Origin of the sequence: Ruminococcus sp. SR1/5 (assembly GCF_000209835.1) — a bacterium.
Classification (GTDB): Bacteria; Bacillota; Clostridia; order Lachnospirales; family Lachnospiraceae; genus Blautia_A; species Blautia_A fusiformis.
In genome coordinates, this window is sequence record NC_021014.1 from 530,682 (window position 1) to 554,576 (window position 23,895).

At 41.8% G+C, this 23,895-nt stretch carries 25 protein-coding genes; 21 read left to right on the forward strand and 4 right to left on the reverse strand.

Translation table 11 applies throughout. From position 1 onward, the window contains the following. Positions 1 to 17: 17 nt before the first annotated feature. The gene (locus tag CK1_RS02670) at positions 18 to 914 is read right to left on the reverse strand and encodes an RluA family pseudouridine synthase (RefSeq protein WP_015524782.1); all 897 of its coding nucleotides are present in this window, start codon (positions 912 to 914) and stop codon (positions 18 to 20) included. Positions 915 to 1,476: 562 nt separating this feature from the next. Here CK1_RS02670 and CK1_RS02675 point away from each other — a divergent pair. The 14 genes from CK1_RS02675 (at position 1,477) to CK1_RS02740 (ending at position 13,834) form a co-directional block, all read left to right on the forward strand. Next, on the forward strand, positions 1,477 to 2,658 hold the full coding sequence (locus CK1_RS02675) for a zinc ribbon domain-containing protein (RefSeq protein ID WP_015524784.1): 1,182 nt from the start codon (positions 1,477 to 1,479) through the stop codon (positions 2,656 to 2,658). A gap of 1,006 nt (positions 2,659 to 3,664) precedes the next feature. Further along, entirely contained in the window at positions 3,665 to 5,338 is a 1,674-nt protein-coding gene (locus tag CK1_RS02680) for a phospho-sugar mutase (protein ID WP_015524785.1), read from the forward strand. Positions 5,339 to 5,356: 18 nt separating this feature from the next. Next, a complete protein-coding gene (locus CK1_RS02685; protein ID WP_015524786.1) occupies positions 5,357 to 6,670 on the forward strand; it encodes a sugar phosphate nucleotidyltransferase in 1,314 nt (437 codons plus the stop codon). 3 nt (positions 6,671 to 6,673) lie between these two features. Beyond that, complete coding sequence (locus CK1_RS02690) at positions 6,674 to 7,630, forward strand: type I phosphomannose isomerase catalytic subunit (protein ID WP_110102226.1); 957 nt, start codon at positions 6,674 to 6,676, stop codon at positions 7,628 to 7,630. A 19-nt stretch (positions 7,631 to 7,649) separates the two neighbouring features. Continuing rightward, entirely contained in the window at positions 7,650 to 8,825 is a 1,176-nt protein-coding gene (locus CK1_RS02695; protein WP_015524788.1) for a DUF1972 domain-containing protein, read from the forward strand. Next, positions 8,825 to 9,478 (forward strand): glycosyltransferase family 2 protein, encoded by a 654-nt coding sequence (locus CK1_RS02700; protein WP_015524789.1) that lies wholly within the window; start codon positions 8,825 to 8,827, stop codon positions 9,476 to 9,478. Before CK1_RS02695 ends, CK1_RS02700 begins: the two co-directional genes overlap by 1 nt. 222 nt (positions 9,479 to 9,700) lie before the next feature. Further along, complete coding sequence (locus CK1_RS02705; RefSeq protein ID WP_306288701.1) at positions 9,701 to 9,886, forward strand: hypothetical protein; 186 nt, start codon at positions 9,701 to 9,703, stop codon at positions 9,884 to 9,886. Between the two features lie 310 nt (positions 9,887 to 10,196). After that, entirely contained in the window at positions 10,197 to 10,592 is a 396-nt protein-coding gene (locus CK1_RS02710) for a glycosyltransferase (protein ID WP_306289060.1), read from the forward strand. A 28-nt stretch (positions 10,593 to 10,620) separates the two neighbouring features. After that, positions 10,621 to 11,058, forward strand: coding sequence for an acyltransferase (locus CK1_RS02715; RefSeq protein ID WP_015524792.1), 438 nt, complete (start codon positions 10,621 to 10,623; stop codon positions 11,056 to 11,058). A gap of 4 nt (positions 11,059 to 11,062) precedes the next feature. Beyond that, positions 11,063 to 12,526 (forward strand): flippase, encoded by a 1,464-nt coding sequence (locus CK1_RS02720; RefSeq protein ID WP_015524793.1) that lies wholly within the window; start codon positions 11,063 to 11,065, stop codon positions 12,524 to 12,526. Positions 12,527 to 12,557: 31 nt separating this feature from the next. Further along, a complete protein-coding gene (locus CK1_RS17905) occupies positions 12,558 to 12,740 on the forward strand; it encodes a hypothetical protein (RefSeq protein ID WP_015524794.1) in 183 nt (60 codons plus the stop codon). A 60-nt stretch (positions 12,741 to 12,800) separates the two neighbouring features. Then, positions 12,801 to 12,977, forward strand: coding sequence for a hypothetical protein (locus tag CK1_RS02730; protein ID WP_306288702.1), 177 nt, complete (start codon positions 12,801 to 12,803; stop codon positions 12,975 to 12,977). A gap of 38 nt (positions 12,978 to 13,015) precedes the next feature. Then, complete coding sequence (locus CK1_RS02735; protein WP_015524795.1) at positions 13,016 to 13,213, forward strand: hypothetical protein; 198 nt, start codon at positions 13,016 to 13,018, stop codon at positions 13,211 to 13,213. A gap of 381 nt (positions 13,214 to 13,594) precedes the next feature. Beyond that, a complete protein-coding gene (locus tag CK1_RS02740) occupies positions 13,595 to 13,834 on the forward strand; it encodes a hypothetical protein (RefSeq protein WP_146207124.1) in 240 nt (79 codons plus the stop codon). On the opposite strand, the gene CK1_RS02745 is transcribed toward CK1_RS02740, so the two are convergent. Genes CK1_RS02745 through CK1_RS02755 form a run of 3 tightly spaced genes read right to left on the reverse strand, consistent with a single transcriptional unit; the run spans position 13,824 to position 16,870 of the window. Beyond that, on the reverse strand, positions 13,824 to 14,627 hold the full coding sequence (locus CK1_RS02745; protein ID WP_306288703.1) for a hypothetical protein: 804 nt from the start codon (positions 14,625 to 14,627) through the stop codon (positions 13,824 to 13,826). The two genes, CK1_RS02740 and CK1_RS02745, sit on opposite strands and share 11 nt — an antisense overlap. 20 nt (positions 14,628 to 14,647) lie before the next feature. Beyond that, on the reverse strand, positions 14,648 to 16,441 hold the full coding sequence (locus CK1_RS02750; RefSeq protein ID WP_015524797.1) for a KGGVGR-motif variant AAA ATPase: 1,794 nt from the start codon (positions 16,439 to 16,441) through the stop codon (positions 14,648 to 14,650). A gap of 3 nt (positions 16,442 to 16,444) precedes the next feature. Then, the gene (locus CK1_RS02755; protein WP_015524798.1) at positions 16,445 to 16,870 is read right to left on the reverse strand and encodes a hypothetical protein; all 426 of its coding nucleotides are present in this window, start codon (positions 16,868 to 16,870) and stop codon (positions 16,445 to 16,447) included. A gap of 696 nt (positions 16,871 to 17,566) precedes the next feature. Here CK1_RS02755 and gloA2 point away from each other — a divergent pair. From gloA2 to cbiD, 7 genes are all read left to right on the forward strand, one after another. Continuing rightward, positions 17,567 to 17,950: an SMU1112c/YaeR family gloxylase I-like metalloprotein gene (gloA2, locus tag CK1_RS02760; protein WP_015524800.1), complete on the forward strand. Its 384-nt coding sequence runs from the start codon at positions 17,567 to 17,569 to the stop codon at positions 17,948 to 17,950. Between the two features lie 14 nt (positions 17,951 to 17,964). Beyond that, on the forward strand, positions 17,965 to 18,480 hold the full coding sequence (locus CK1_RS02765; RefSeq protein WP_015524801.1) for a GNAT family N-acetyltransferase: 516 nt from the start codon (positions 17,965 to 17,967) through the stop codon (positions 18,478 to 18,480). A 3-nt stretch (positions 18,481 to 18,483) separates the two neighbouring features. Then, positions 18,484 to 18,798, forward strand: a complete 315-nt coding sequence (locus tag CK1_RS02770; protein WP_015524802.1) for a hypothetical protein — start codon at positions 18,484 to 18,486, stop codon at positions 18,796 to 18,798. Positions 18,799 to 18,928: 130 nt separating this feature from the next. Next, positions 18,929 to 20,086 (forward strand): AAA family ATPase, encoded by a 1,158-nt coding sequence (locus tag CK1_RS02775; RefSeq protein WP_015524803.1) that lies wholly within the window; start codon positions 18,929 to 18,931, stop codon positions 20,084 to 20,086. 226 nt (positions 20,087 to 20,312) lie between these two features. Next, positions 20,313 to 20,912: a hypothetical protein gene (locus tag CK1_RS02780; protein ID WP_306288704.1), complete on the forward strand. Its 600-nt coding sequence runs from the start codon at positions 20,313 to 20,315 to the stop codon at positions 20,910 to 20,912. A 291-nt stretch (positions 20,913 to 21,203) separates the two neighbouring features. Beyond that, positions 21,204 to 22,544, forward strand: coding sequence for an MATE family efflux transporter (locus CK1_RS02785; protein WP_015524807.1), 1,341 nt, complete (start codon positions 21,204 to 21,206; stop codon positions 22,542 to 22,544). Between the two features lie 19 nt (positions 22,545 to 22,563). Beyond that, positions 22,564 to 23,781, forward strand: a complete 1,218-nt coding sequence (cbiD, locus tag CK1_RS02790; protein ID WP_015524808.1) for a cobalt-precorrin-5B (C(1))-methyltransferase CbiD — start codon at positions 22,564 to 22,566, stop codon at positions 23,779 to 23,781. Positions 23,782 to 23,895: the final 114 nt, after the last annotated feature.

Here is a 23,895-nt window from a genome sequence, read left to right on the forward strand (position 1 = left end):
CCGGACAGCTGATTTTTTTACTGTAGAAATGCTCTGCGGAAATCCTCAGGCACAGGTGCAAGGAAACACATAGGCTCCCCGGTGATGGGGTGAGCAAATTCCAGCTGGAAGGAATGCAGGGCCTGGCGTCCGATCCGGTCAAAAACCGGATGATACAGAAAATCCCCCGGCAGCGGACAGCCGATATACTTCATATGCACCCGGATCTGATGAGTCCGCCCCGTATCCAGATGCAGCTCCACAAGAGCATATCCGTTGCTGACTGCAAGACGCTCATAATGAGTCACGGCAGCCTCCCCACGCTCAAAATTAACCTCCCTTGTGATCACAGAAGCATCCATTCTCGCAACAGGAGCGGAGATCGTCCCCCTTTCCGGCGGGATCCCGTCAGTAAGTGCAAGATAGGTACGCCGGATCTGGCGCTGCTTCATCTGGGCGGAGAGAAGAGCCCCGCTCAGAGGATTCTTGGCCAGCACCAGCACCCCGGTGGTATCCCTGTCCAGCCGGTTGATGCAGCGGTAGACAAAAGCCTTCCCCTGCTGCTTATAATACCAGGCAACACCGTTGGCAAGCGTATTCTCGTAGTTCCCGGCAGAGGGATGCACAGGCATATCAGCAGGCTTGTTCAGCACAAGGATATCCTCATCCTCATACAGGATATCCAGAGGCAGCGGCACCGGAATGATAGAAGACTCCGATCCGTCCCCGGCCTCCTCCGGAACAAGGATCCGAAGAACATCCCCCTCTTTTAGGACTGTCCTGCCAAAAGCCGGCTGCCCGTTCAGCAGGATCGCCTGCTCCGCTCGCTTCATAGTAGTCAATATATGTTTGGAAAAACCCTTCTTCCGAAGAAACCCAAGAACATTTTCCCCGGAATCCCCGGTTGAGATCGTATAGGTAATAATTCTCTCCATAGAAAAAAATCCTTTTCTGAAATTTAGCAGGCCAAAAGCCAGATCGCGCGGCCTGCGGGTATAGTATAGCATTTGGGAATGGAAATGTCGATTAGGCATAAAAAAAGAGCTGGTACAAGAGGAAACATCCTTGGACAGCTCGTGGATTATGGGATTTGTGTCGCTTATTATCTTCATTAGTCACAGACCTAAAAAGACATATTTCACAGCCATTTTAAAGAATACCATTGATATTTTCCTTTGTCAAGGTGTGCCAAAGGTATGAAGCATGCTAATACTGTCAATTTTTAAGCCACATATGCAGCTTTTTTGTATCAAAAAGTAAATAAACAGTCTGATAATCATCGAAATCTAACATTAGTGGTCACTAAAAGTGGTCACTTTTTTCTTACGCAAATCCGCGTAAAATCAATACTTTTCAAGCTTTTTTCCTTTTTCTTTCCAATTATTAGTGGTCAAAATCGTGGTCAGCTGTGCCGAAAAAAGCAGCATTTAACAGTGTTTCAAGCTCTTTTTCGCTAATGAAGATATTAAGCGATACCTGACAGCAGAAAGAGATGCCATGAAAACAGGATACAGTATCAAAACATGGAAAATGCGGCTCTTTTGTCCGGAAAAGCAGATGATCGAAACAACCGAAGCCCTGTATCAGGAAGCCGTAGCCTTTTACTATGAGCTTCTGAAAGAAAGAGAAGAGCTCTGGGCCGAAAATCTGCTGACCATCCAGGGATATCTGGAAAAACTCACTGTTCCCGGAAGAGACGGAAGAGAACCAAAGTACATCCCGCCAGGCGGAAAGCTCCCCGTTTATTTTCGGAGATCTGCCATGAACAAAGCTGCAATGGCAGTAAAGACCGCAGCAAGCGCAGAAAGCTTCCCCGAAAAGATCGATGCCAACATCACCTTTTTCAAGGGAATGTACAGAGACCTGACAGACACCTCCGTAGTGCTGAAGCTCTGGAACGGAAAGAAATGGATCTGGGTGCTCTGCGGACTTACAGGACGCCCCTTCCCCAAGGAAGCAGCAATCCTTTCACCGACACTGGTTCATGAGGAAAAATGGCTCATGTTCCATGTCCCTGTCAAGCAGGAAAACTCCGATGCCCGGACAGCAAAGGAACGAATGCAGGAAGGCGCCAGAGTATGTAGCGTCCGCTTTACCAATACGGACAGCTTTGCAGTATGCACAGTTCTGGATGAGGGATCCAGGCAGCTGGCTGTAAAAAACTGCAGAGGTGGAAATGCATACCGACATCATTGCAAAGCTTTGCTGAAAAAAGTAGAAGCATCCAGGGCATTTACCGATAAAGACAACGTCAGTCAGCCAAACAGGAAATATTACATGCATCTCAAGCACCTGAATGAACATTACGCACATCAGGTCAGCAAAGAGATCATAGATTTCTGCAAAGAAAAACACACCGGGATACTGGTACTGCCGGAGTATGATGAAGATTTTTCCAGGATATCTATGTACAGAAGCGGCAATTATTCACCCCTTCACTTAAGTATCCGCATCCGGAATTATCTGAAATACAAAGCCTGGGCAGAAGGAATCCTGGTACTAGAGCTACGCGCCGACGGAACAGAAAAGCAATGTTCCATCTGCGGAGCCACCGGAAAAAAACAGGGCAGCATATTCATCTGCCAGAACGGCCATCAGGTCAACCGCTTCCTGAACGGCGCCCGAAACCTGGGCCGCAAATGTCAGGAAAGCTTCCGGAAAAACAACAAACCAAGTTAATAAGCGGCAGGAATGCCTCTTATATATAAATGCTGAGCAATCAGCAAGAGAGGAAGCGCCAGTGACGTCTCCTTTCCGGTTGAATACCGCCAGGCGGCCCAACGCAGGCGTCGCCGAAGAACCGTGCCCTTTTTGGGGGGACGGGGTGTATTCGAAGTTATAAGAAAGTGAAATTGCTGAAATCGGGTTTGGGCTGGGTTCGGTATATAGAGGATAAAAAATGTTTACTCAACAAACTACATTGACGTAGCATAGTCAAAAAGAACCTGTTTTGCACACTTTATGGGAGACTAAAACTAGCTATATTTCACAGACACATGAACCGAAAATACCAATAACTTATACAAAAAGCTGAACTTTTGACCCTTACAACACAAAATTGGCATATCTTTTTCAGAAGGTATGAGGAAAAGGCGAAAAACAGGAGAAAACAACAAAAATCCATGAGTTTATCATTAACATCTGAAACTGCTGTTGAGTACACTATCTGACCCGCTAATGACACCTACATCATTACGGTTTATTGAGTCATGAAAATTAGAGAAAAACAGATGATTTCTACTTCATAAAATCGTTGTTGAGTAGAGCACGGATGGTGATGATAAATACATGTTTTGAGTGGTTGGAGTGAATGATTTGTTCATGATGAACAATAGGTTGTGGGAATTAGACTGAATAATATATACAGTTTTAACAAAACTCATGCACCGACAGGGTTCGATTCAATAATCCAACACTTAGGAAAAACGTCATTGCGAGGTATACGGGGTTCGACTGTATAAAACAGCACTTCGGTTATAGAGGAATAGAGATGAGTGTACTCTACGGATGTTTTATGAAGTAGAAAACAGGGGAAATATGATTGCTGGGGTAATTGGATACGACAGTATAAGGGAACACTTAGCCACGTGAGCGGCACGAGGAAAAAATACTATCTGCGAATAGCTGATGTGTACATAGAAAATTAGAGGATACGCCCGATGAGGGCCGGAGGAGTAAATGAATTATGGATATTAAAAAGGAATACGAACGCTGGCTGGCAAATGCCACCGCCGATGCCGATGTAGTAGCAGAACTGAAAACGCTGGATGATGCCAAAATCGAGGACGCATTCTATCGTGACCTTGCCTTTGGCACCGGCGGTCTGCGCGGTGTTATTGGCGCAGGCACCAACCGTATGAACATTTATACAGTGGCAAAGGCTTCTCAGGGTCTGGCGGACTATTTGAAAAAGAACTTTGAAACTCCGTCCGTGGCCATCGGTTATGACAGCCGTATCAAGAGCGATGTGTTTGCAAAGGTTGCCGCCGGGGTGTTTGCCGCGAATGGCGTCAAGGTGAATATTTGGCCTGTTTTGATGCCTGTTCCTACCGTGTCCTTTGCGACCCGCTATCTGCACACCTCTGCCGGTGTCATGGTGACCGCTTCCCACAATCCCAGCAAGTATAACGGCTATAAGGTCTACGGCGCAGATGGTTGCCAGATCACCACCGAGGCTGCTGCGGAAATCCTTGCCGAGATTGAGAAGTTGGACATCTTTGCAGATGTTAAGACTAGTGATTTTGACGCAGGCGTGGCAAACGGCAGTATCCAATACATCCCGGATGAGGTATACACCGCATTCGTGGAGCAAGTTAAGAGCCAATCTGTCCTGTTTGGCGAAGAGGTAAACAAGAACGTGGCTATCGTGTACAGCCCGCTGAACGGCACCGGTCTGAAGCCCGTGACCCGCACCCTGAAGGAGATGGGCTATACCAACATCACGGTGGTCAAGGAACAGGAGCAGCCGGATGGAAACTTCCCGACCTGTCCGTATCCCAACCCGGAAATCAAAGAGGCTATGGCACTGGGCATGGAGTATGCCAAGAAGTGCAATGCCGACCTGCTACTAGCCACCGATCCCGACTGTGACCGTGTGGGCATTGCCGTCAAGAACAAGGTAGGAGAGTATGAGCTGCTGACCGGAAACCAGACCGGTATGCTACTTTTGGACTACATTTGTAGCCAGCGTGTGAAGCATGGCAAGATGCCTTCTGACCCTATTATGGTTAAGACCATTGTCACGATGGATATGGGCGAACAGATCGCTACCCATTACGGCTTGCGCACTATCAACGTGTTGACCGGCTTCAAGTTCATCGGGGAGCAGATCGGGAAACTGGAACAGCAGGGCAAGGCAGACAGCTATGTGTTCGGCTTTGAGGAAAGCTATGGCTACCTGACCGGCTCCTACGTCCGCGACAAGGACGGCGTGGACGGTGCCTACATGATTTGCGAAATGTTTAGCTACTATGCCACTCAGGGCATCAGCTTGTTGGACAAACTGGATGAACTGTACAAGACCTATGGCTATTGCCTGAACACCCTGCACAGCTATGAGTTCGACGGCAGCGCCGGTTTTGCCAAGATGCAGAGCATCATGCAGGCATTCCGGAGCGATATCAAGGAGTTTGGCGGCAAGAAAGTTGTTAAGCTGCTGGACTACGCTCCGGGTCTGGATGGTCTGCCCAAGTCCGATGTACTGAAGTTCCTGCTGGAAGATAACTGCTCCATTGTGGTGCGCCCCTCTGGCACTGAGCCAAAGCTCAAAACCTATATCTCTGTCAGTGCCGAAAACAAGGAAGTTGCCGAGAAGGTGGAAGCAGAGATTTGCAAGAGCGCGGAAGAGTTCTTGAAGTAAAGATAGAGGAGAAAAAATATGAATATTATTTTACTTTCTGGTGGTTCTGGTAAGCGTCTTTGGCCCCTTTCCAACGATGTACGTAGCAAGCAGTTCATCAAACTGTTCAAGAATAATGATGAGTATGAATCTATGGTTCAGCGAGTTTACCGTCAGATCACTACGGTAGAAGCTAATGCAAAGATTACTATTGCAACGAGTAAATCACAGGCAAGTGCTATTAAGAATCAGTTGGGTGAGAAAGCATCTATTTGTGTAGAGCCTTGCCGTCGCGATACGTTCCCTGCCATCGCACTGGCTGCAGCATACCTGCACGATGAGTTGGGCGTTGCTGAGAATGAAGCTGTTGTTGTTTGCCCGGTTGACCCTTATGTAGATAATACCTATTACGAAGCTGTTAAGACTCTGCAGGAGCTGGCAGAGCAGGGTGGCTCAAATCTGACTCTGATGGGTATTGAGCCGACCTATCCCAGCGAGAAGTACGGTTACATTATTCCGGAAAGCGGCGAAAATGTCAGCAAGGTTAAGGAATTCAAGGAAAAGCCAGATGTTGAAACAGCAAAGAAGTACCTTGCGCAGAGTGCGCTTTGGAATGCGGGTATCTTTGCATTCAAACTGGGTTATTTGTTGGATAAGGCTCACAGCATGATTGAGTTTGAGGATTATCGTGACCTATTCAATAAATACGACACGCTGACAAAAATCAGTTTTGACTATGCAGTGGTCGAAAAAGAATCTAGCATTCAGGTCCTGCGTTACAGCGGCGATTGGAAAGATGTTGGTACTTGGAACATGATGGCGGAGGTCATGGCTGATAAAACCAAGGGCAAGGCTATTCTTGATGAAACCTGCGAAAACACCAATGTGATCAATGAACTGAATATTCCAATCCTTTGCATGGGATGCAAAGACATGATTATTGCTGCAAGCGGCGATGGCATTCTGATTTCGGATAAGGAACGCAGCGGTTATATGAAACCTTATGTTGAGAAGATTGAAACAGAGGCAATGTATGCCGAGAAATCCTGGGGGACTTACACTGTAATTGATGTCCAGCCTGGTTCTATGACTGTTAAGGTTTCCATGAGAGCAGGTGAGCACATGAGCTACCACAGCCATGATTATAGAGAAGAAGTATGGACTGTTGTAAGCGGCAGCGGTAAGGCTGTTGTTGATGGAATGGAACAGAAACTCCGTGTGGGCGATGTTATCACCATTGCAGCAGGCTGCAAGCATACAGTAATTGCTGAGACTGATCTGGATATTGTTGAGGTTCAGATTGGTGAAACACTTAGCGTGGAAGACAAAGAAAAGTACGATTTTGAGGTTTAAAAAGTGCAAATATTAAAGTTAATGCCCGCAGGGAAAGATTATCTCTGGGGTGGAACAAGACTTAGAAAAGAATATAGAAAGAAGATTGATCTTATCCCGCTGGCAGAGACTTGGGAATGTTCAGTACATCCAGATGGATTAAGCATCGTAGAGAACGGTAAATATCGCGGACAGACATTGAAAGATGTCATTGATAAACATCCGGAGTTTTTGGGAACAAAGAATCAAGAGATGCCTGTCCTCATCAAATTTATCGATGCGATGAAAGATTTGTCCGTTCAGGTGCATCCGTATGATGATTATGCCAGAAAATATGAAGGCGATAACGGTAAATCCGAGATGTGGTATGTCATTGATGCTGAGCCAGGCGCAGAGCTGATCTTTGGTTTTGAGCATCCGGTGACAAAGGAAATCTTGAAGGAAGCAGTAGCAAACGGGACACTAGATAAGCATTTGCATAAGATAAAGATTCAAAAGGGCGATGTAATTTACGTACCGGCAGGTACAGTCCACGGGATAGGCGCAGGTGCACTTATTGCTGAAATTCAAGAAAGTTCTAATGTGACATACCGCGTGTATGACTACAACAGAACGGATAAAAACGGCAATAAACGAGAACTTCACTTCGATAAGGCAGTTGAAGTAATGAACATGGATACAGTGAAGGAATCTGGTGAAAAGCGATTGGTTCACTATTATCCGGGAAGTTCAAGAGAAATCATTTGTAGAAGTCAATATTTTGAGACCGAGAAGATTGAAGTAAACAAAGCTTGCTCATTCTCGGTAATGGATGAATCATTCCAGGTTCTTCTTTGTATCAGTGGAGAAGGACAGGTTGGATATTTTAATGATGAAAACAAGCCAGTCCGCTTTAAGAAAGGTGACTGTCTATTTATACCAGCAGGTACAGGAAGATGTACATTGCTAGGGGATGCTGAAGTATTAAAAGTTAGATGTTAAATGAAGGGGAACTTAGAAGATGGCAGAAAAACAGCATGTATTCCTCGTTGGCGCAAAAAGCCTTGGAGCTTACGGAGGATACGAGACATTTATAGACAAGCTGACTGAGTATCATCAGGATAATAAAAATATTCAATATCATGTGGCAGTCAAAGCCAATGGTCAGGGTCATATGGACGAAACAAAGGTGGATGCCAAGATCATCTCTGGTTCTCGTTTTATTTATCACAATGCGGATTGCTTCAAAATTCATGTGCCTGAGAAGCTTGGTCCAGCTCAGGCTATTTATTATGACTGCAAAGCTCTGGACAAGTGTGTAGAGATTATTAAAGAAGAAGGGATTAAACATCCCATCGTCTACATTATGGCGTGCCGTATTGGACCGTTTATGAAGAAGTATTATAAGGCAATACATAGATTGGATGGAAAGGTTTATCTCAATCCAGATGGACATGAGTGGATGCGTGCTAAGTGGTCTGATCCGGTCAGAAAGTACTGGAAAGTATCTGAGCAGATGATGGTCAAGTATTCGGATTTGGCTGTGTGCGACAGCGTGAATATTGAGAAGTACATCCACGAACAGTATGACGGTAAGGGTATCAGAGGAAAAAATCCGAAGACCACATTTATTGCTTATGGGGCTGAGACCAGAAAGAGTCTCCTTGCTGACGATGATAAGAACTTGTTGTCGTGGTATGAGCAGAAGGGACTGAAGCCTAAGGCATATTACCTAGTGGTTGGTCGTTTCGTTCCAGAGAACAATTACGAGACTATGATTCGTGAATTCATGAAGAGCAAGACAAAGAAGGACTTCGCAATCATCACAAACGTGAATGATATTATTTTGACAGATTATGTTTCAAACGAAGATCTTGTGAGACTTTATAATCTTGCAGATGGTTTTGTATATCCGTCTTTTTATGAAGGGTTTGGAATTCCACCATTGGAGGCAATGGCATGTGGAACACCGGTAGCGGTGGCTAATGCCACATCACTTCCGGAAGTGGTTGGTGATGCTGGGATGTATTTTGATCCTTTTAGTGAAGAGGAAATTACAAATAGCATCGTCAAATTATTAGATGAAGATAAAGCTATACGTGATGAAAAAAGAATTGAAAGAGTGAATTGCTTCAATTGGCAAGATTCTGCGAATGCAATGTTTTCTAAATATATAGAAGTCGTAGGTAATAATTAATGGCAAATACAGCTATCATTTTAATAAATTATAAAAATCCAAAGATCACTCTAGAATGCGTGGAAAGCCTGATTAGATTACAATCAAGCGACTATACAATTTATGTTGTTGATAATGCAGCAGATGAGAATACCAAAGGAGAATTTGAGAGATCTATTCTTTTTCAATATATAAAATATATACCATCAAAAGATAATTTAGGATTTGCAGGTGGAAATAATATTGCAATCCAGAGAGCACTAGATGATGGATGTGACTATATAATGCTTTTGAATAATGATACAGTGGTGGATTCGAGCTTTCTTGATGAAATGAAGAGATATTGTAATTCAAAAACGGTAGTTGTCCCTAAAATATATTATTTTGATGAACCAAGTGTATTATGGTATGCGGGCGGAATTATAAATTGGATAAGCGGAGATACGCATCATACCGGAGCTGGTAAGGTCGATGATGGCAGCTATGACAAGGTAGAAAAGGTAGAATTTGCTTCAGGGTGTTGCATTCTGATGAATAAAAATGTAATAGAAAAAGTTGGTATGCTGGATGAAAGTTACTTTATGTATTATGAGGACACGGACTTTTGCGCGCGTCTAAAAAGGAGACAATTGACATCGTGTATGTGCCAACAGCAAAGATTTGGCATAAGGTAGGAGCGTCATCAAGCGGAGAATATAGTAAATTCACAGCATATTATATGGCCAAAAATCGTTTGAAGTTTATATCCAAATACAGCCATAATAATTTGCAACGAGCTTACCTAAGAACAATTGCAAGTGGAATTAAGGGATATATATTAAATAGAAATTCAAAAGTATCAATTAAGGCTTTGAAGGATTTTATAAAGGAACAAAGAACGTAATATGAAGATATATATGATAGGCGGGACCGATTCCCATGTAAAATGTGGTGTTAAAGACTATACTCTTGAGCTACAAAGATATTTAGAGCAAGAAAATGTAGATATTGTCCAAATTAATGATAAAAGTGATACTGCTACGATTTCAGATTGGCAATCAATTTTTGCATACCATAAACTCGCTGTGGAATTAAAAAAATAAATGCAAGAATACTACATGTTGAGTATCCTGCAAAAGCATATGGAAAGAGTATTGGTGTGAATTTTCTTCCTATGTTTGCCAGATTGAGAGGAATCAAGGTTGTTTTTACAACTCATGAATATAGTAATAGATCTTTTTTGGGAAGGATGCGTCAAATTCCGTCGTTCCTTTTTGCAAATGAAATTATTGTAGTAGATCCGCAATTCGAGGTAGATATAAAGAAAATACCATTATGTAAAAAAAGGTAAGAACTATTCGAATTGGTAGCAATATAGTACCGTCTGTTGCTCCGAATGATAAAATTATAGAGCTGCATAACTCTTTAGTAAAAGATAATATGAAACTAATGAGTTACTTTGGTTTTATCAATGAATACAAGTGCTTTTTAGAGCTTGTAGAGGCAATTAAACACCTCAAAGATGCCGGGAAATTGAAGTCAAAACTAGTAGTCATTGGTGAGTTAAAGGAATCTGACGAATACCATAAAAAGGTTTTAGAAAAAATTAGAGAATATAATCTTGATAACGATATTATTGTGACGGGATACCTAAAAGATTCTGTTGGAGATTACCTTAAAGCATCTGATTTTGCCGTTCTTCCTTTTTACTATGGTATTTCGGTTAGAAATGGAAGTTTTCTTGCGGCATATCAGGAAGGAATAGATATCATTACAACTAAGGGAGATAAAAATTTTCCATACTTATAGAAATTTTATGCTAAGACATGTATACAGGATGAAATTGGCAAAAACAGCGGTCATTTATGGAGGTTTTGAGATCCGTTCTCCGTGGAATATCCATATTGCTGACGGCGCAATTGTTGGAGATGAAAGTAAACTTGATGGCAGAAATGGAATATTTATAGGAAAAAATGTTAATTTAAGCACCGGTGTATGGATTTGGACTGAACAACACGATATAAATGACCCACACTTTTATTCTAATGAAACAGGTGGAGCTGTCATTGTACAAGATAGAGTATGGATTTCAAGTCGTGTTACAGTTTTGCCTAAAACAAAAATATATGAAGGTGCAGTTGTTGCAGCTGGTGCTGTAGTGACAAAAAATTGTGAGGCATATACTATTTACGGTGGGATTCCAGCAAAAAAAATTGGTGAACGAAGTAAAAAGTTGTTTTATGAATTCACGGGAAGACATGAGGTATTCTGGTGATCGAATGAAAAATAAAAATTTAGGAATTAACTCCTTACTAAATGTTATAAAAGCCACATTATCTATAATATTTCCGTTGATAACCTACCCGTATGCAATTCGAGTATTAGGCACTGAAGGAGTTGGAAAAGTATCATATGCCAACTCTATTGTTAGTTATTTCGCTTTAGTCGCAATGCTTGGCATGGTTACATATGGGATAAGAGAAGGCGCAAAGGTAAGAAATTCTACCAATAAACTTCAAAAATTAACAAATGAATTGTTTTCTATCAATTTGCTATCTACGGTAGTTGCATATACGGGATTTATTATTTGTCTCATATTTGTACCACAATTTGTTGCGTATCGTATAGTTCTACTTATTAGCAGTTTAACTATTATTTTTCAGGTTATTGGTTTTGAGTGGATAAATATAGCATTTGAAGATTATCTGATAATCACTGTTAGAAGTATTGTCTCTAATATCGTATGCTTGTTTTTATTGCTGATCTTAGTTAGAGATAGAGAAGATTATAATATTTATGCTTTTATTTCTTCACTTCCTATTATTATTAATTCGATTTGGAACTTCTTTTATATAAGAAAGTACGTGCATCCACGTTTTACTGTTAATTTAAATTTAAAGACGCATCTCAAACCGTTAACAATCATATTTTTTAATACGATAACAGCATTAATATATGTAAACGCAGATATAACTATGCTAGGTTGGATAAAGGGAGATAGTGTTGTAGGTGAATACACTATTGCTGTAAAGGTTTACACGGTTATAAAAAATATTTTGGTTGCAATATATGCTGCGGTAACACCTAGGCTCGCAACAATGATGTCAGAAACAGCAGAAAGTCAGTATAAGAAACTAAATACAACTATTTGGTGCTATCTAAGTTTAATTCTTATACCGGCAGGATTTGGTTTAACAGCTGTTTCGAAAGATGTAATGTTACTTGTGGGCGGAGAGGAGATAGCAACTACTAGTTTTTCGTTGCAAATATTGTCTATAAGTTTGATTTTTGCAATATATGGTGGTCTGATTACATCGGTTTATAATATCACCCAAGGAAGAGAAAAAGAAAATTTGATGGCAACTACTGTGAGTGCAATTATAAATTGTGGACTAAATCTATACATGATTCCTAAATATAGTCTGTACGGTGCAGCATTCACGACATTGTTATCAGAACTGTTTGTATTTGTTTTTTGTACCCTTAGAGCTCCAAATAAAAAACGCTTTTTTGATGTAGACGAAATTAAAAATAGTATTTTATATGCAGTTGTAGGAAGTATTCTTGTATTACTAACTACAAAGGTTGTATATATGCTGGTTGAATGTTCGGCTTTATTGAGACTAATCATAGCAGTTGCATTGTCAGCAGTTGTGTACATAACATATTTAATTATTTTCAAGAACAAATATACTATCGATATAGTAAGAAATATCATGGTTAAAATTAAAAAGAAATATTGACACCATGAAATCACGCAGAGGAATTTTAAATATGAAAATTTTAGTGACAGGCGTCGGTGGCCAGCTTGGTCATGATGTCATGAATGAATTAAATAAAAGAGGTTATAATGGAACAGCTTCCGCAGAAGGATATGCTTTGAAGGATGGAACAAAACTGAATTTGTCTGACAAGGATCAGAAATGGGTTGGAGTGAAGGATACGTTTAAGTTTTAGAAAGCCAATTTAGAAAATCAATTATGCGTCCTTGAAAAGCTGAAATAAAACCTACACCGTGTGGACAAATATTACCCGTCAGTGGAGAACCTGCTGGATCTGATCTGCGAGTATTACACGGAGAACAACCCAGTAGAGAAAAATACAGTTTCCGGGAAAGCAGCAAAGGCTAAGGAAAAGGAACTGGAAGGTAAGTGCCTCAAAACATGGCGTAGTGACTGTCTTTTCCATTCCTGATATACTGTGGCAAACCGTATATTTAAGGAGGCACACTTATGGCAAGACAAAATCAGGAAACAATCACAACGTTTGGAGAGGTTCTGCATTCTTCCAGTATCTCTTATTCTCAGAATCGTTCCTCTTCCAATGATAATCGGCTGGTGATCTATTTTCAGGGAATGAAAGTCTATATTCCAGATAACTTTCAGCCGAATACACTTCTAAAACTTCTTCAGACACTGAAAAAGTTTTAGAAGTGTATTGCAGAAGGAGCGAAAATAACTTTTTGACATTTTCACAGATGCGTGATAATATGGTTATAGAAAAAGAGTGCTACCGATAGACGGTTATTCCGATATATGGTTTGACAAAAATTGCCGCCTAGTTTACCAGACCGGGGCGGCTATTTTTGTGGTTTATTATTATCCTTGCCGAATGTGTATCCGGCACAAAAGCAGGTGATGCCGAAGCTCACAACTGCAATGAAATCCACAATACTCATTGGCTTAGCCCTCCTTTTCACGGGATTCCCTTTGGGGGTTCTATGTAATCAGAGGGTCACAGTCCCTCTGTTGAAGGACTAACCGCCTACCGTTATGGTAGCACCCATGTTCTGATTATAGCAATAAAAAATCGTGGGTGCAATAAGAAAATGGCAGGGGGAAATAGCAGGCGTTGGTAACAAAGCATTTAGAACGAGGCTTTCGGTGCCAAAACGGTGCCAAGAAATCAGGCAAATAAAAATAGATCATGTAAATCAGCCATTTTTCACTGCATTTTGGGTAAGTGCCTCAAACATTGATGTAGCTATTATAGCAGGAACTCTGCTGGTTTACACTACGCCATGTTTTGAGGCACTTGCTATTAGTGTTTAAGGAGTAAAGATAATACGCGAGGCCTTGCCCCTCGTTCATATCGAAATCCAAGAGCATGACGTATTATTTCTGGTAAATAGAGTTTTTCTCCATCTCGTATGAGATAGCCTGACTGGATCATGGATTTTTCTTCAGCGGCTGTAAGTGCATCTTCTTCCAGATTCATAGGAAGTGTTTTTTTCTCAAATGGAAGATTCTCAAGTTTCTCAAAAATTGGTTTTAGGTTTTCGTATTCTGCTTTAATTTCTGTAATCTTATATTTTGAACAATTCGATACCGCATTACGGATTTCGGCGGGCATTAAAATCCTGTCATTGTAAGGCGGCTTTTTTCCATTATATTTTGAAGCATATTTTAAGAAACGAATAATATCTCGTGCCTGTAGCTGACCATTAAAGTCAGAAAGGGCAGCTAATATCCAACGGGAGGAATAGGCTTCATTGGATTCTTTCTTGCCTAATTTTAAGCCCCAGAGTTTTTCAAGATATTGATCAATTACTTCCTGAGATGCGTTTTCAACGGATATAGTTTCTTGATAAAAGTCTGATACAGAATGACTTACCAACCAGACGGCAAGCTTTAACGCTTCATTAGAAGACCATTTCAATTCTGCATAATTAAACGCTTGCTTAAACTGTTCATAGTTAACAGTGATTGCATTTTGCGCCATGTCACTTCGAAGAAAAATAATAAGTCCAATATTTTCATATCTGGCAGCAATTGTATTCAGAATACCCTGGCATAACACTTCAATTGCTTTTTGCTGGTTCTTATTGGAAGAAACCAGTTTCAATATTTCTTCCAGTCCATCGATTAGAAAGACAATCGTTTTTTGCTCTTTTTTAATGCTTCATTAAGTTGTGCAAGGTTACTGAATTTTTTGTTAACTGAGTTTGCAAACAATTGTTCCCAAAAAATCATCCAGTCAGTTTCGCTATTTGCATTAAGATCTAATTCATAAGAATTGTCATTGTAAACGGATTTGGAAACTGCAGCACAGGAAACTGTTGTATTGAAACTGTTAATACATTCAGCTAAAACAAGTTTGAGTTTGAAAATATTCTGTGGAGCTAAAACCGGAACGAAGAAGCCGTTATCGTTGAAGATTTGTTTATTGTTTATTTCGCTGCAAAATGAATTCCAGTTTCCTTTTTCTATTAATTGACGATATAAAAATGTTTTTCCAGACCCCTTTGCTCCCTGGACAACAGCTGTGGGAACTTGGTTATTAAAGCGGGAACAAAGGTTCTTTATTGGTTCTGTTAATAATAACTCTTCTGCGCCATTTGCCTCGGCGGTAATTTGGTTATCTGCAAAATCATAAATCTTTTTTAAAATGGTTTTATGCTGTTCTTCTGTGTAATATATTTCAGCTGTTTTTACAGGCTGATAATACTGCAAAACTAATTTTTCTATGGCATAATACATATCTCTGTCTTTCAAAACCGTTAAAATCTGTCGCAGATTGGAAAGATGTATCAATTCACTGGCAAATGGGAGCTCAATAATCATATTGTCAAGAAGTTCTTCTGTGTTCTCAGTTGTCTGGAAACAGTTTGTCAGGCTTTCTTTTATTTGGTCTTTTTCCATAGTAGAAAAAGAATCAGGAATCATACTTAAGAATATGGTAGGAAGAAGAGAATCCTCTTTTACTTCCAGTCCCTTGGATATAAAATTTAAAACCTGTTTTGTGCCCATAATTGACTGCAGTGAGGTTGATGTCACGCAATACTTTTTCACTCTCGGATCAAGCAGGAGAGGAGCAGAATATTCACTTATACCAGCACGCAAATCTACAAGAACAGCAGAAGCGCCTAACTGAGCAGCCAAACTGGAAAGAACTTCTGCCAGGATATATTCTTTGTTTCGGCTTATGGTAATAGTCTGTGGGCTTGCGTATAAATCAAATAATTGCTGTTCATAGCGATAGGTAGGAAGGAAGAAATGCTCCACCCGTTGCTGACTGGTTTCGATAGGCAAAGTGAGTGTTCCCATTAAAGCTTCTGCAGTGGATACAATCTCTTCTATGCTGTTGTTATCCTGGATTAAAGTTAACAGATCCAGATAGCTAAATGCAGTTTCGTTTAGGTTTCCCTGAATTAATGTGAGACCTGGGGCTTCAAGATCGGAATCTATAATCAAGAGTTTATTTTTCTGTGGATCGTCCTGAATGCTTGTCCAGGCCTGGGCGAATGCAATCAAGGACAGAGTACGCCCCACACCGCCTTTATAGGAATGGAAAGCGATTACCGGACGGCTAAGCTCTTTTAAATTATTTTTTGGATATACGGAATCTTCATAAATTGCTTTTTTGAACAGTGGCATTATATTGGGGGAAATCGGACTAGATTCGAAATCGTATGAAACAGATAACGAGGCATTTGGGCAATCAAGTTTTATAGCAGAACAACCTGGCAGAATGTTTTTTGGAAACAGTTCTGCTAATGCAGAATGTGCTAATGCAGAATGTGCTAAATCTGATGTCTTTTCCCTGGGATACAGGATAATTTCATCGGGATATACTTCAATATCGTTAAAAGTATTTTTCCAATCTTTGTGATGCATTAAGATGTATCGATCTATATCTTTCCATGTGTAGAATTTCATACCTTATACCACCTCTTTTAACCACTCTTTAATCTGTATAAGAGTGTTGTCAAATTCTTCTAAATATGTAATCTTCTGATTAGCTGGAGCAATTAAATATCGGCATAATTGATGGTAATCAGAAGGTCCCACACTGTCACCGTATTCCGTGGGAAATTGCTTAAATTTATAGTTGCCGGCCTGCTTGGCTTTATTTAGTAAGGTTCTGAAATCGTGGGAATGAAGAACTCTTAATGTTTCGTCACTGGCTTGGGAAACGGTATTTATATTGTCTGTCTGCATGATCAGACATTTTAATCCACACTCAACGCAGTAGCATAACAGCAGACGACGGCTGTAATCGCTGCCTATACTCCATTTATCATAGGAGTTTGCGTGAGTCGTGAATGCTTTTTTGTAATTCTTTTTATCAGCTCGTAGTGTTGCCATGGAATCACTCCTTTTCAAGTCGTATTTTAACATAAATGTACGAGACCGTCTACTTGAAAAGTTCTTACATTTTCCACATTTTTCGATATTCTCCAGGTGTAATCCCTTCTGTTTTCTTAAAACTTCTGAAAAAAATCTTGAACTGGATACAAAACCGCAGGATTCATTGATTTCAGATTTTCTGAGGTCAATAAAAGAAAATCAGATACAGGATTTTCTGGATCAGTGGAATGCGGACAGATGCAAACGTGAGCGTATTTATATATCATATGATTCAACAAATAAGAACTGTTAGGCCGTAGATATAAATATAATAGAATTCGGAGCAGCAAAGATAATCTTAACTACATGGACAGCAGTGGATTTTCCTTTATCATTATGGTAAAAGGAATAAAGGATTTTATAAGCAGTCAGGTGAGAAAACAGAAAGGCATTTTTGAAAATAGCTGGGGAAACTTCATATGCATTATAACGATGAAAGCAATAAAAATAGGAAAAGGTATTTGAAGATATAAGAACAGGCTGCTCACCAGAAAACAGAACTTGCTATTTGCCGGAGTAAAGGATAAAATCAAAGCACAACCGTAAGTCATAAATTCAGTAAATGTTTCAAACAATGAGATAGTTATCATAACAGAAAATCTGTTATTTTACACTACGTCATGTTTTGAAACACGTACAAAAGGAGTACAAAAAATGAACCTATCAAAAATACACCACATCGCAATCATCGTATCCAACTACGAATCCGCAAAGGATTTCTACGTAAACAAGCTTGGATTCTCCATCATCAGAGAAAACTACCGTCCGGAGCGCAGGGACTGGAAGCTGGATTTGCGTGTGGATGAGCACACGGAGCTGGAGATTTTTGCGGAACCAAACCCACCGAAGCGGGTGAGCCGTCCGGAGGCTTGTGGCCTGCGTCATCTTGCTTTCTGTGTGGAGAGTGTGGAGCAGACGGTGAAAGAACTGGCGGAGGTCGGAATTGAATGTGAGCCGATCCGTGTGGATGATTTTACCGGTAAGAAGATGACGTTTTTTCATGACCCGGACGGATTGCCACTGGAGCTGCATGAGTAAGGGGGATGGAACAAATGATGTTTCGTAAAGCAGTAAAAGATGATTTTGACAACATAAAATCTCTGTACTGGGAGCTGATCGATCAGGAGCAGGGGGATCCATCGTTTCCACATTGGAAGAAGGGTATCCATCCGTCTGATGAAATGCTGCATAACAGTATTGGTAAGGAAGAGCTGTATGTTCTGGCAAATGGCAGCGAGATTGCGGCCTGTGCGATAGTTAATGATGAAAAGGTGGATGGCTACGCAGATGTGCCGTGGCAGATCGATTCGGATGAGGTTATGTTTGTTCATGTTCTGGCAGTGCATCCGGAGCAGCGTGGTAAGGGTCTGGCCCGGAATTTGATGGAGCACATTGTAGGATCGGAAAGAAAAGCCGGAAAGAAAGCGCTGAGGCTTGATGTGATCGAGAACAATACAGCAGCGGAAGGTCTGTATCAGAAACTGGGTTTTCGGTACATCCAGACTAAGACACTTTTTTATGAGGTGGTTGGCGAGATGACCTTCAAAATGTATGAGCTGGTTTTGTGATCTATGGGTGAGAAAAGAGCGTATAAACCAAGAAGGCCTGGCGGTGGCCGCAGGAAATCTAAGCCGGAGTATGATGCCGGGAAGATCCTGAGGGAGCTGATGGATCCTGCTGTTGTGCTTTATGATGCCGGGATGTCTTTGCAGGCCATTGCAGATGAGCTGGGGCTGAATCCGATCAAGGTTCGGAAGCTGCTTATCACGGCTGGTGTGTATTTTCCGGGTACAGCACCGACAGATAAGATCAGTGTTGGAGCTGAACGGCAGCGGAGGTACAGAGCGATGAAGCGGTGTAGGGATGAATGGGATGCCATTACTTAAAGGCGGCTTGTTATGTCGAATTTTTCTTCTTTATAATTTATCTGTATTATGCTATATTAAAAACATCTGTAGAGGAACGGAAAAAGGAAGCGACAGTGTAGCAAGCTGGCGAAAGGAATGAATATAAAAAATGATAAATAAATTTTCCTGCCATAATTTTAGAAATATTCAGGCAGAGGATCTTGGGTTTGAGAAAATAAATATTCTGATCGGACCTAATAATTCGGGAAAGAGTAATTTCATAAAGGCATTAACTTTTTTTTCTGAAATGTTAAGAACTGGAAAAGAGGAAAATTTGAAATCAGCTTTTTTGAATACAATTTCCAGAAATGGCTGGGATCATATACGGAATAAGCAGGTTTCTGATTCAGAAGCAATTAACTTTTCTTGGGAGATTAATTTAAATGGCCAGCCGGTCAGATATCAGTTTTCTTTTAATGTGGGTGATTCCATTGAGAAATGTAACATTGTTTTGGAAGAGTTGAATGCAGCGGAAAGGACTTCTGATTATACAGATGAGTTCAATTATTTCAGTTGTCATGATGATAAAATCGGAAAAGGGCGTTTTTCTACGGCTATCAGAAAAGGCCAAAGGAATCGAAGACTGGCATTTGATGTAGATAGTAAAGAGACGATCATCATGCAGTTTAAAGATATTCTGTTGAATAATAAGAGTATTTATGGAAGTGAGCTGGTAAGAGTTAATATTGCTCAGCTGTTATATGATCTGCAGAAATACTTTGATGGATTCAGCGTATATACAAGTGCTCAGTTTAATACCCGCAAGATGCGTGAGCCTGTAACCATCAAAAATCTGGATGATTTTCTGAATTATGATGCCGGTAATTTTACAAATGTGTTTAATCGTTATACTTCAGAGGATATGTTATGGAGAAGTTTGTTTGAAGACCGAATGAAAGAACTTATTCCGAATTTGAAAATGATCGATGCGGCAACAGCATATGATAAGTTGATTTTCAGAATGCTCTATAGCAGTGGTGAACAGTATGATCTGTCCGATGTTTCGGAAGGAACATTAAAGGGACTCATTCTTAATATGCTGATCAATATGCCGATGAACAGAGAACGAGCATTGCTTGCGATTGATGAACCGGAAACGAATTTACATCCTGCCTGGCAGAAGGTGGTTGGAAACTGGATTCAGACGGCGGGTACTTTTAAGCAGTGTTTTATAAGTACGCATTCACCGGATTTTTTGGATGTATTTACAGAAGAATTCATACATGGAAATGTTGCAGTATTTGTATTTCGTGATAAAGAAAAATAAAAAAATAACATATGCTGATATAGCGGAGGACCTTGGTGACTGGGAACTGGGAGATCTATACAGGACGAATGATCCGGCACTTGGAGGATGGCCATGGTAGATGTAATAGCGTGTTTTCTGACATGTGGATATACAGAAGCGGGAGCTATGCAGTTTTTTTGAAAAAATTAATGATAGATATGAATATAGACAGTGCCTTCCTAATAAGACCATAAAGAAAAAGGGAATGCCAAAGAAAATAGACGATAAAATGAGTGGACGGACAGGTGAGGCATTGCTGGAAAAGGTTTATGAGCTTATAGAAAAACACAGAGATGAGTATTCTCAATGCAGAGCAATTTTGGTGGAAGATGATCTTGATGGTAGATTTGCCGGATATTCGCAGAAAGAGGTTGGAGAATATAACCGGAAGATCATAGAGAAGATTCAAGATAAACTGGGGAAGAAATTGCCTGTTTTTGTGTTGTATGCTTCACCGGAGGCGGAGAGCTGGTTTATTGCCGACTGGGAGAACGGATATAAATATTTGTATTGCGATAGAGGTATCGTAGATGATGTAGAAAATGATGCCAGACGGTTTTTTGTATATCATCTGAAAGAATATATAGATAATGAGATTCTAAAGGAATATAAAGATAACATTGAAGAGTATGGCTATTTTGATGGTAAATATATCAAAATCAGTGATGAAATCATTGATGCAGTTCAGAGTGGTGTAAAAGAAAAATCGGACAGCTTCCCAGAGCAAATAAAGATTATGTGGATCAGATCCGGAATTCAAGAAAGCTTTATTATTCCAAGAAACTTCATGGTCAGCGGATGCTGAAAAATATTCATCCGGATATTGTTGCTGACAAATGCAAACGCTTTTTCGGTGATACATATAAAGATTTATCCGAATTCTAAGAAGTCTGGATGCTACATAAAAAACACAAAATACAAAGACTGCCGCAGGTTTCGCGCCTGCGGCATTTTCCAGTTTGTACAAAAAACACAGAAAATATATTGGAAAAAGAGCGGGAAAAGGGTATAATGTCAGAGAAAGTGTGATTGATAAAATACAGACGTTTTTTTCTGCTTTGTCAGGTCATAAATAAGTGAGGCGGAGGATGTAACAATGGAACAGCAGCATATGTTTACCAACCGGATGATCCGTAATCTTCTGGTGCCGGTAGTGCTGGAACAGATTTTGAATTCGATAATGGGAACCGCAGATACCATGATGGTCAGCAATGTGGGATCTGCGGCTCTTTCTGCGGTATCGCTGGTGGATTCCATCAATGTGCTTCTGATCCAGGCTTTTTCGGCGCTGGCAGCGGGAGGCGCCATTGTCTGTGCCCAGTATATCGGACAGAGGAATTATGAGAAGGCGAATATGTCTGCCAGGCAGGTGCTTTTTATCATCACAGCAATCTCTGTAGTGGTGTCTGCAGTCTGTCTGATCTTTCAGAAGCCACTTTTGAGGCTGATCTTCGGTGCGGTGGATGCGGATGTTATGCGTGCATCGGAAATTTATTTCTTTTTCACGGCACTGTCATTCCCCTTTATTGCGGCTTATGATTCTGCGGCCTCGATCTTTCGTGCCCAGGAGAATACCAAGGGTCCTATGACCATCTCCATGATCTCCAATATCATGAACATTGGTGGAAACGCGGTTCTGATCTGGGTTTTCCACCTTGGTGTTGCAGGAGCGGCGATCTCCACACTGGTTTCCCGTATTTTCTGTGCAGTGGTTGTTCTCTGGCAGCTGCGTAAGGATCGTCAGCCTGTCGTTGTGAGGGATTACCTGAAGATCCGTCCGGACTGGAGCATGATCGGACGTATCCTGGGACTTGGGATCCCTTCGGGAATTGAGAACAGTATGTTTCAGCTTGGAAAGCTTGCCATCCAGTCTACGGTTTCCACACTGGGAACAGCAGCCATCGCAGCGCAGGCAATGACCAATATCCTTGAGAACCTGAATGGTATCGCGGCCATCGGAGTAGGTGTGGGCCTGATGACCATCGTAGGCCAGTGTCTTGGTGCCGGCCGCAAGGATGAGGCGGTCTATTACATAAAAAAACTCTGCGTCATTGCAGAGGCAATTATTATCGTAAGCTGTCTGATCGTGTATATTTTGGTCAGACCGGTGACGATCCTTGGCGGAATGGAGCGTACCAGTGCGGAAATGTGCATCCACATGATCACATGGATCACCATCGTAAAGCCTGTGGTATGGACAATGGCGTTCGTGCCGGGGTATGGTCTTCGTGCAGCCGGTGATGTGAAGTTTTCCATGATCACCTCCTGTTGTACCATGTGGGCGTGCAGGTTCTGTCTCTGTGTTTTCCTGATCCGTGTCCTAGGCTTCGGGCCTATGGGTGTCTGGATCGGAATGTTTGCAGACTGGACTGTTCGTGGGATCATTTTTACCTGGCGTTTCCACAGCCGCAAATGGCTGGAGCACAAAGTAATCTGAAAAGGAGGGCATCGTATATATGAAGAATGGACTGGAAGACCAGTATGTCATAAAAAACAACAAGCGCCTCCGTTATGGCTACACAACAGGCTCCTGTGCAGCCGGGGCAGCCAGGGGTGCAGTCCGGATGCTGCTTTCGGGAGAGACTCTTTCCGAGGTAGAGCTTGATACCCCAAAGGGGATCACTCTCACATTACAGCTTCACGATATTACCCGGGGCGAAACCTATGTCTCCTGTGCGGTACAGAAGGATGCGGGTGATGATCCGGATACCACCAACGGGATCCTGGTCTATGTAAAAGCGGAGAAGTTTTCTATCTCAGCGGCAGAACAGGCTGGGCAGGAACGGAAAACAGAGAGATCCCGGCCTCAGATCATCCTGGACGGAGGGATCGGTGTGGGGCGTGTCACCAAACCGGGACTTTCCCAGAAAGTGGGCGAGGCGGCGATCAATCCGGTTCCCAGAGCCATGATCCTGCGGGAAGCCGAAGAGGCGGCCCAGGAATATGACTACGAGGGCGGTCTGAAGCTTACCGTATCCGTCCCTCAGGGGGAGGAGATCGCGAAGAAAACCTTTAATCCCCGTCTTGGCATTCTTGGCGGGATCTCCATACTTGGAACCAGCGGGATCGTAGAGCCTATGAGTGAGAAGGCTCTGATCGAAAGCATCCATGTGGAGATGAAGCAGCATTTCTGCCAGGGAGAAAACTATATCCTGGTGACACCGGGGAATTACGGTGCGGATTATCTCAGGGAGCATATGTCCATTCCCTTTGAGAACAATATCAAGTGCAGCAATTATGTAGGAGAGACCATTGACATGGCCATTGATATGGGCGTAAAGGGCATTCTTTTTGTGGCTCATATCGGTAAGTTTGTAAAGGTTGCCGCCGGGATCATGAATACCCATTCCCACTGTGCTGACGGAAGGATGGAGGTTCTCTGTGCAAGTGCCATCCGTGCAGGGGGCTCTCTGGAATGTGCCAGAGAGATCCTGGAGGCGGGGACTACCGATGAGGCGCTGGCTGTTCTTGACAGCTATGGTATCCTGAAAGAGACTATGGCTGTGGTCATGGAGAAGATCCAGTTTTATCTGGACCACAGATCCTATGAGCAGATCCTTCTGGGTGCTGTGGTGTTTTCCAATGTATACGGACTGCTGGGGCAGACCCGGGATGCAGAGGAGCTGATCCATAAGATACAGGAGCAGGCAGTCGGGGTGAATGATATTTCATGACAGGAAACCCCGGTCCGGATGGAATTTTTTTAACAAATGTAGCAAGAATTCTCCCACCTCTTCAGGTGGTGAGATGAATTGCACATCTGAGCATATCTGCTCAAAAAAATCTTT

Bases quoted from the DNA above. Each gene is read 5' to 3' on its own strand.
- CK1_RS02670 (WP_015524782.1), bottom strand. From the start codon at position 914: ATGGAGAGAATTATTACCTATACGATCTCAACCGGGGATTCCGGGGAA.
- CK1_RS02680 (WP_015524785.1), top strand. From the start codon at position 3,665: ATGGATATTAAAAAGGAATACGAACGCTGGCTGGCAAATGCCACCGCC.
- CK1_RS17905 (WP_015524794.1), top strand. From the start codon at position 12,558: ATGAAAATTTTAGTGACAGGCGTCGGTGGCCAGCTTGGTCATGATGTC.
- CK1_RS02700 (WP_015524789.1), top strand. From the start codon at position 8,825: ATGGCAAATACAGCTATCATTTTAATAAATTATAAAAATCCAAAGATC.
- CK1_RS02675 (WP_015524784.1), top strand. From the start codon at position 1,477: ATGAAAACAGGATACAGTATCAAAACATGGAAAATGCGGCTCTTTTGT.
- CK1_RS02780 (WP_306288704.1), top strand. From the start codon at position 20,313: ATGCCAAAGAAAATAGACGATAAAATGAGTGGACGGACAGGTGAGGCA.
- CK1_RS02705 (WP_306288701.1), top strand. From the start codon at position 9,701: ATGATAGGCGGGACCGATTCCCATGTAAAATGTGGTGTTAAAGACTAT.
- CK1_RS02770 (WP_015524802.1), top strand. From the start codon at position 18,484: ATGGGTGAGAAAAGAGCGTATAAACCAAGAAGGCCTGGCGGTGGCCGC.
- CK1_RS02735 (WP_015524795.1), top strand. From the start codon at position 13,016: ATGGCAAGACAAAATCAGGAAACAATCACAACGTTTGGAGAGGTTCTG.
- CK1_RS02750 (WP_015524797.1), bottom strand. From the start codon at position 16,441: ATGAAATTCTACACATGGAAAGATATAGATCGATACATCTTAATGCAT.
- CK1_RS02775 (WP_015524803.1), top strand. From the start codon at position 18,929: ATGATAAATAAATTTTCCTGCCATAATTTTAGAAATATTCAGGCAGAG.
- cbiD (WP_015524808.1), top strand. From the start codon at position 22,564: ATGAAGAATGGACTGGAAGACCAGTATGTCATAAAAAACAACAAGCGC.
- gloA2 (WP_015524800.1), top strand. From the start codon at position 17,567: ATGAACCTATCAAAAATACACCACATCGCAATCATCGTATCCAACTAC.
- CK1_RS02685 (WP_015524786.1), top strand. From the start codon at position 5,357: ATGAATATTATTTTACTTTCTGGTGGTTCTGGTAAGCGTCTTTGGCCC.
- CK1_RS02755 (WP_015524798.1), bottom strand. From the start codon at position 16,870: ATGGCAACACTACGAGCTGATAAAAAGAATTACAAAAAAGCATTCACG.
- CK1_RS02785 (WP_015524807.1), top strand. From the start codon at position 21,204: ATGGAACAGCAGCATATGTTTACCAACCGGATGATCCGTAATCTTCTG.
- CK1_RS02720 (WP_015524793.1), top strand. From the start codon at position 11,063: ATGAAAAATAAAAATTTAGGAATTAACTCCTTACTAAATGTTATAAAA.
- CK1_RS02765 (WP_015524801.1), top strand. From the start codon at position 17,965: ATGATGTTTCGTAAAGCAGTAAAAGATGATTTTGACAACATAAAATCT.
- CK1_RS02715 (WP_015524792.1), top strand. From the start codon at position 10,621: ATGAAATTGGCAAAAACAGCGGTCATTTATGGAGGTTTTGAGATCCGT.
- CK1_RS02695 (WP_015524788.1), top strand. From the start codon at position 7,650: ATGGCAGAAAAACAGCATGTATTCCTCGTTGGCGCAAAAAGCCTTGGA.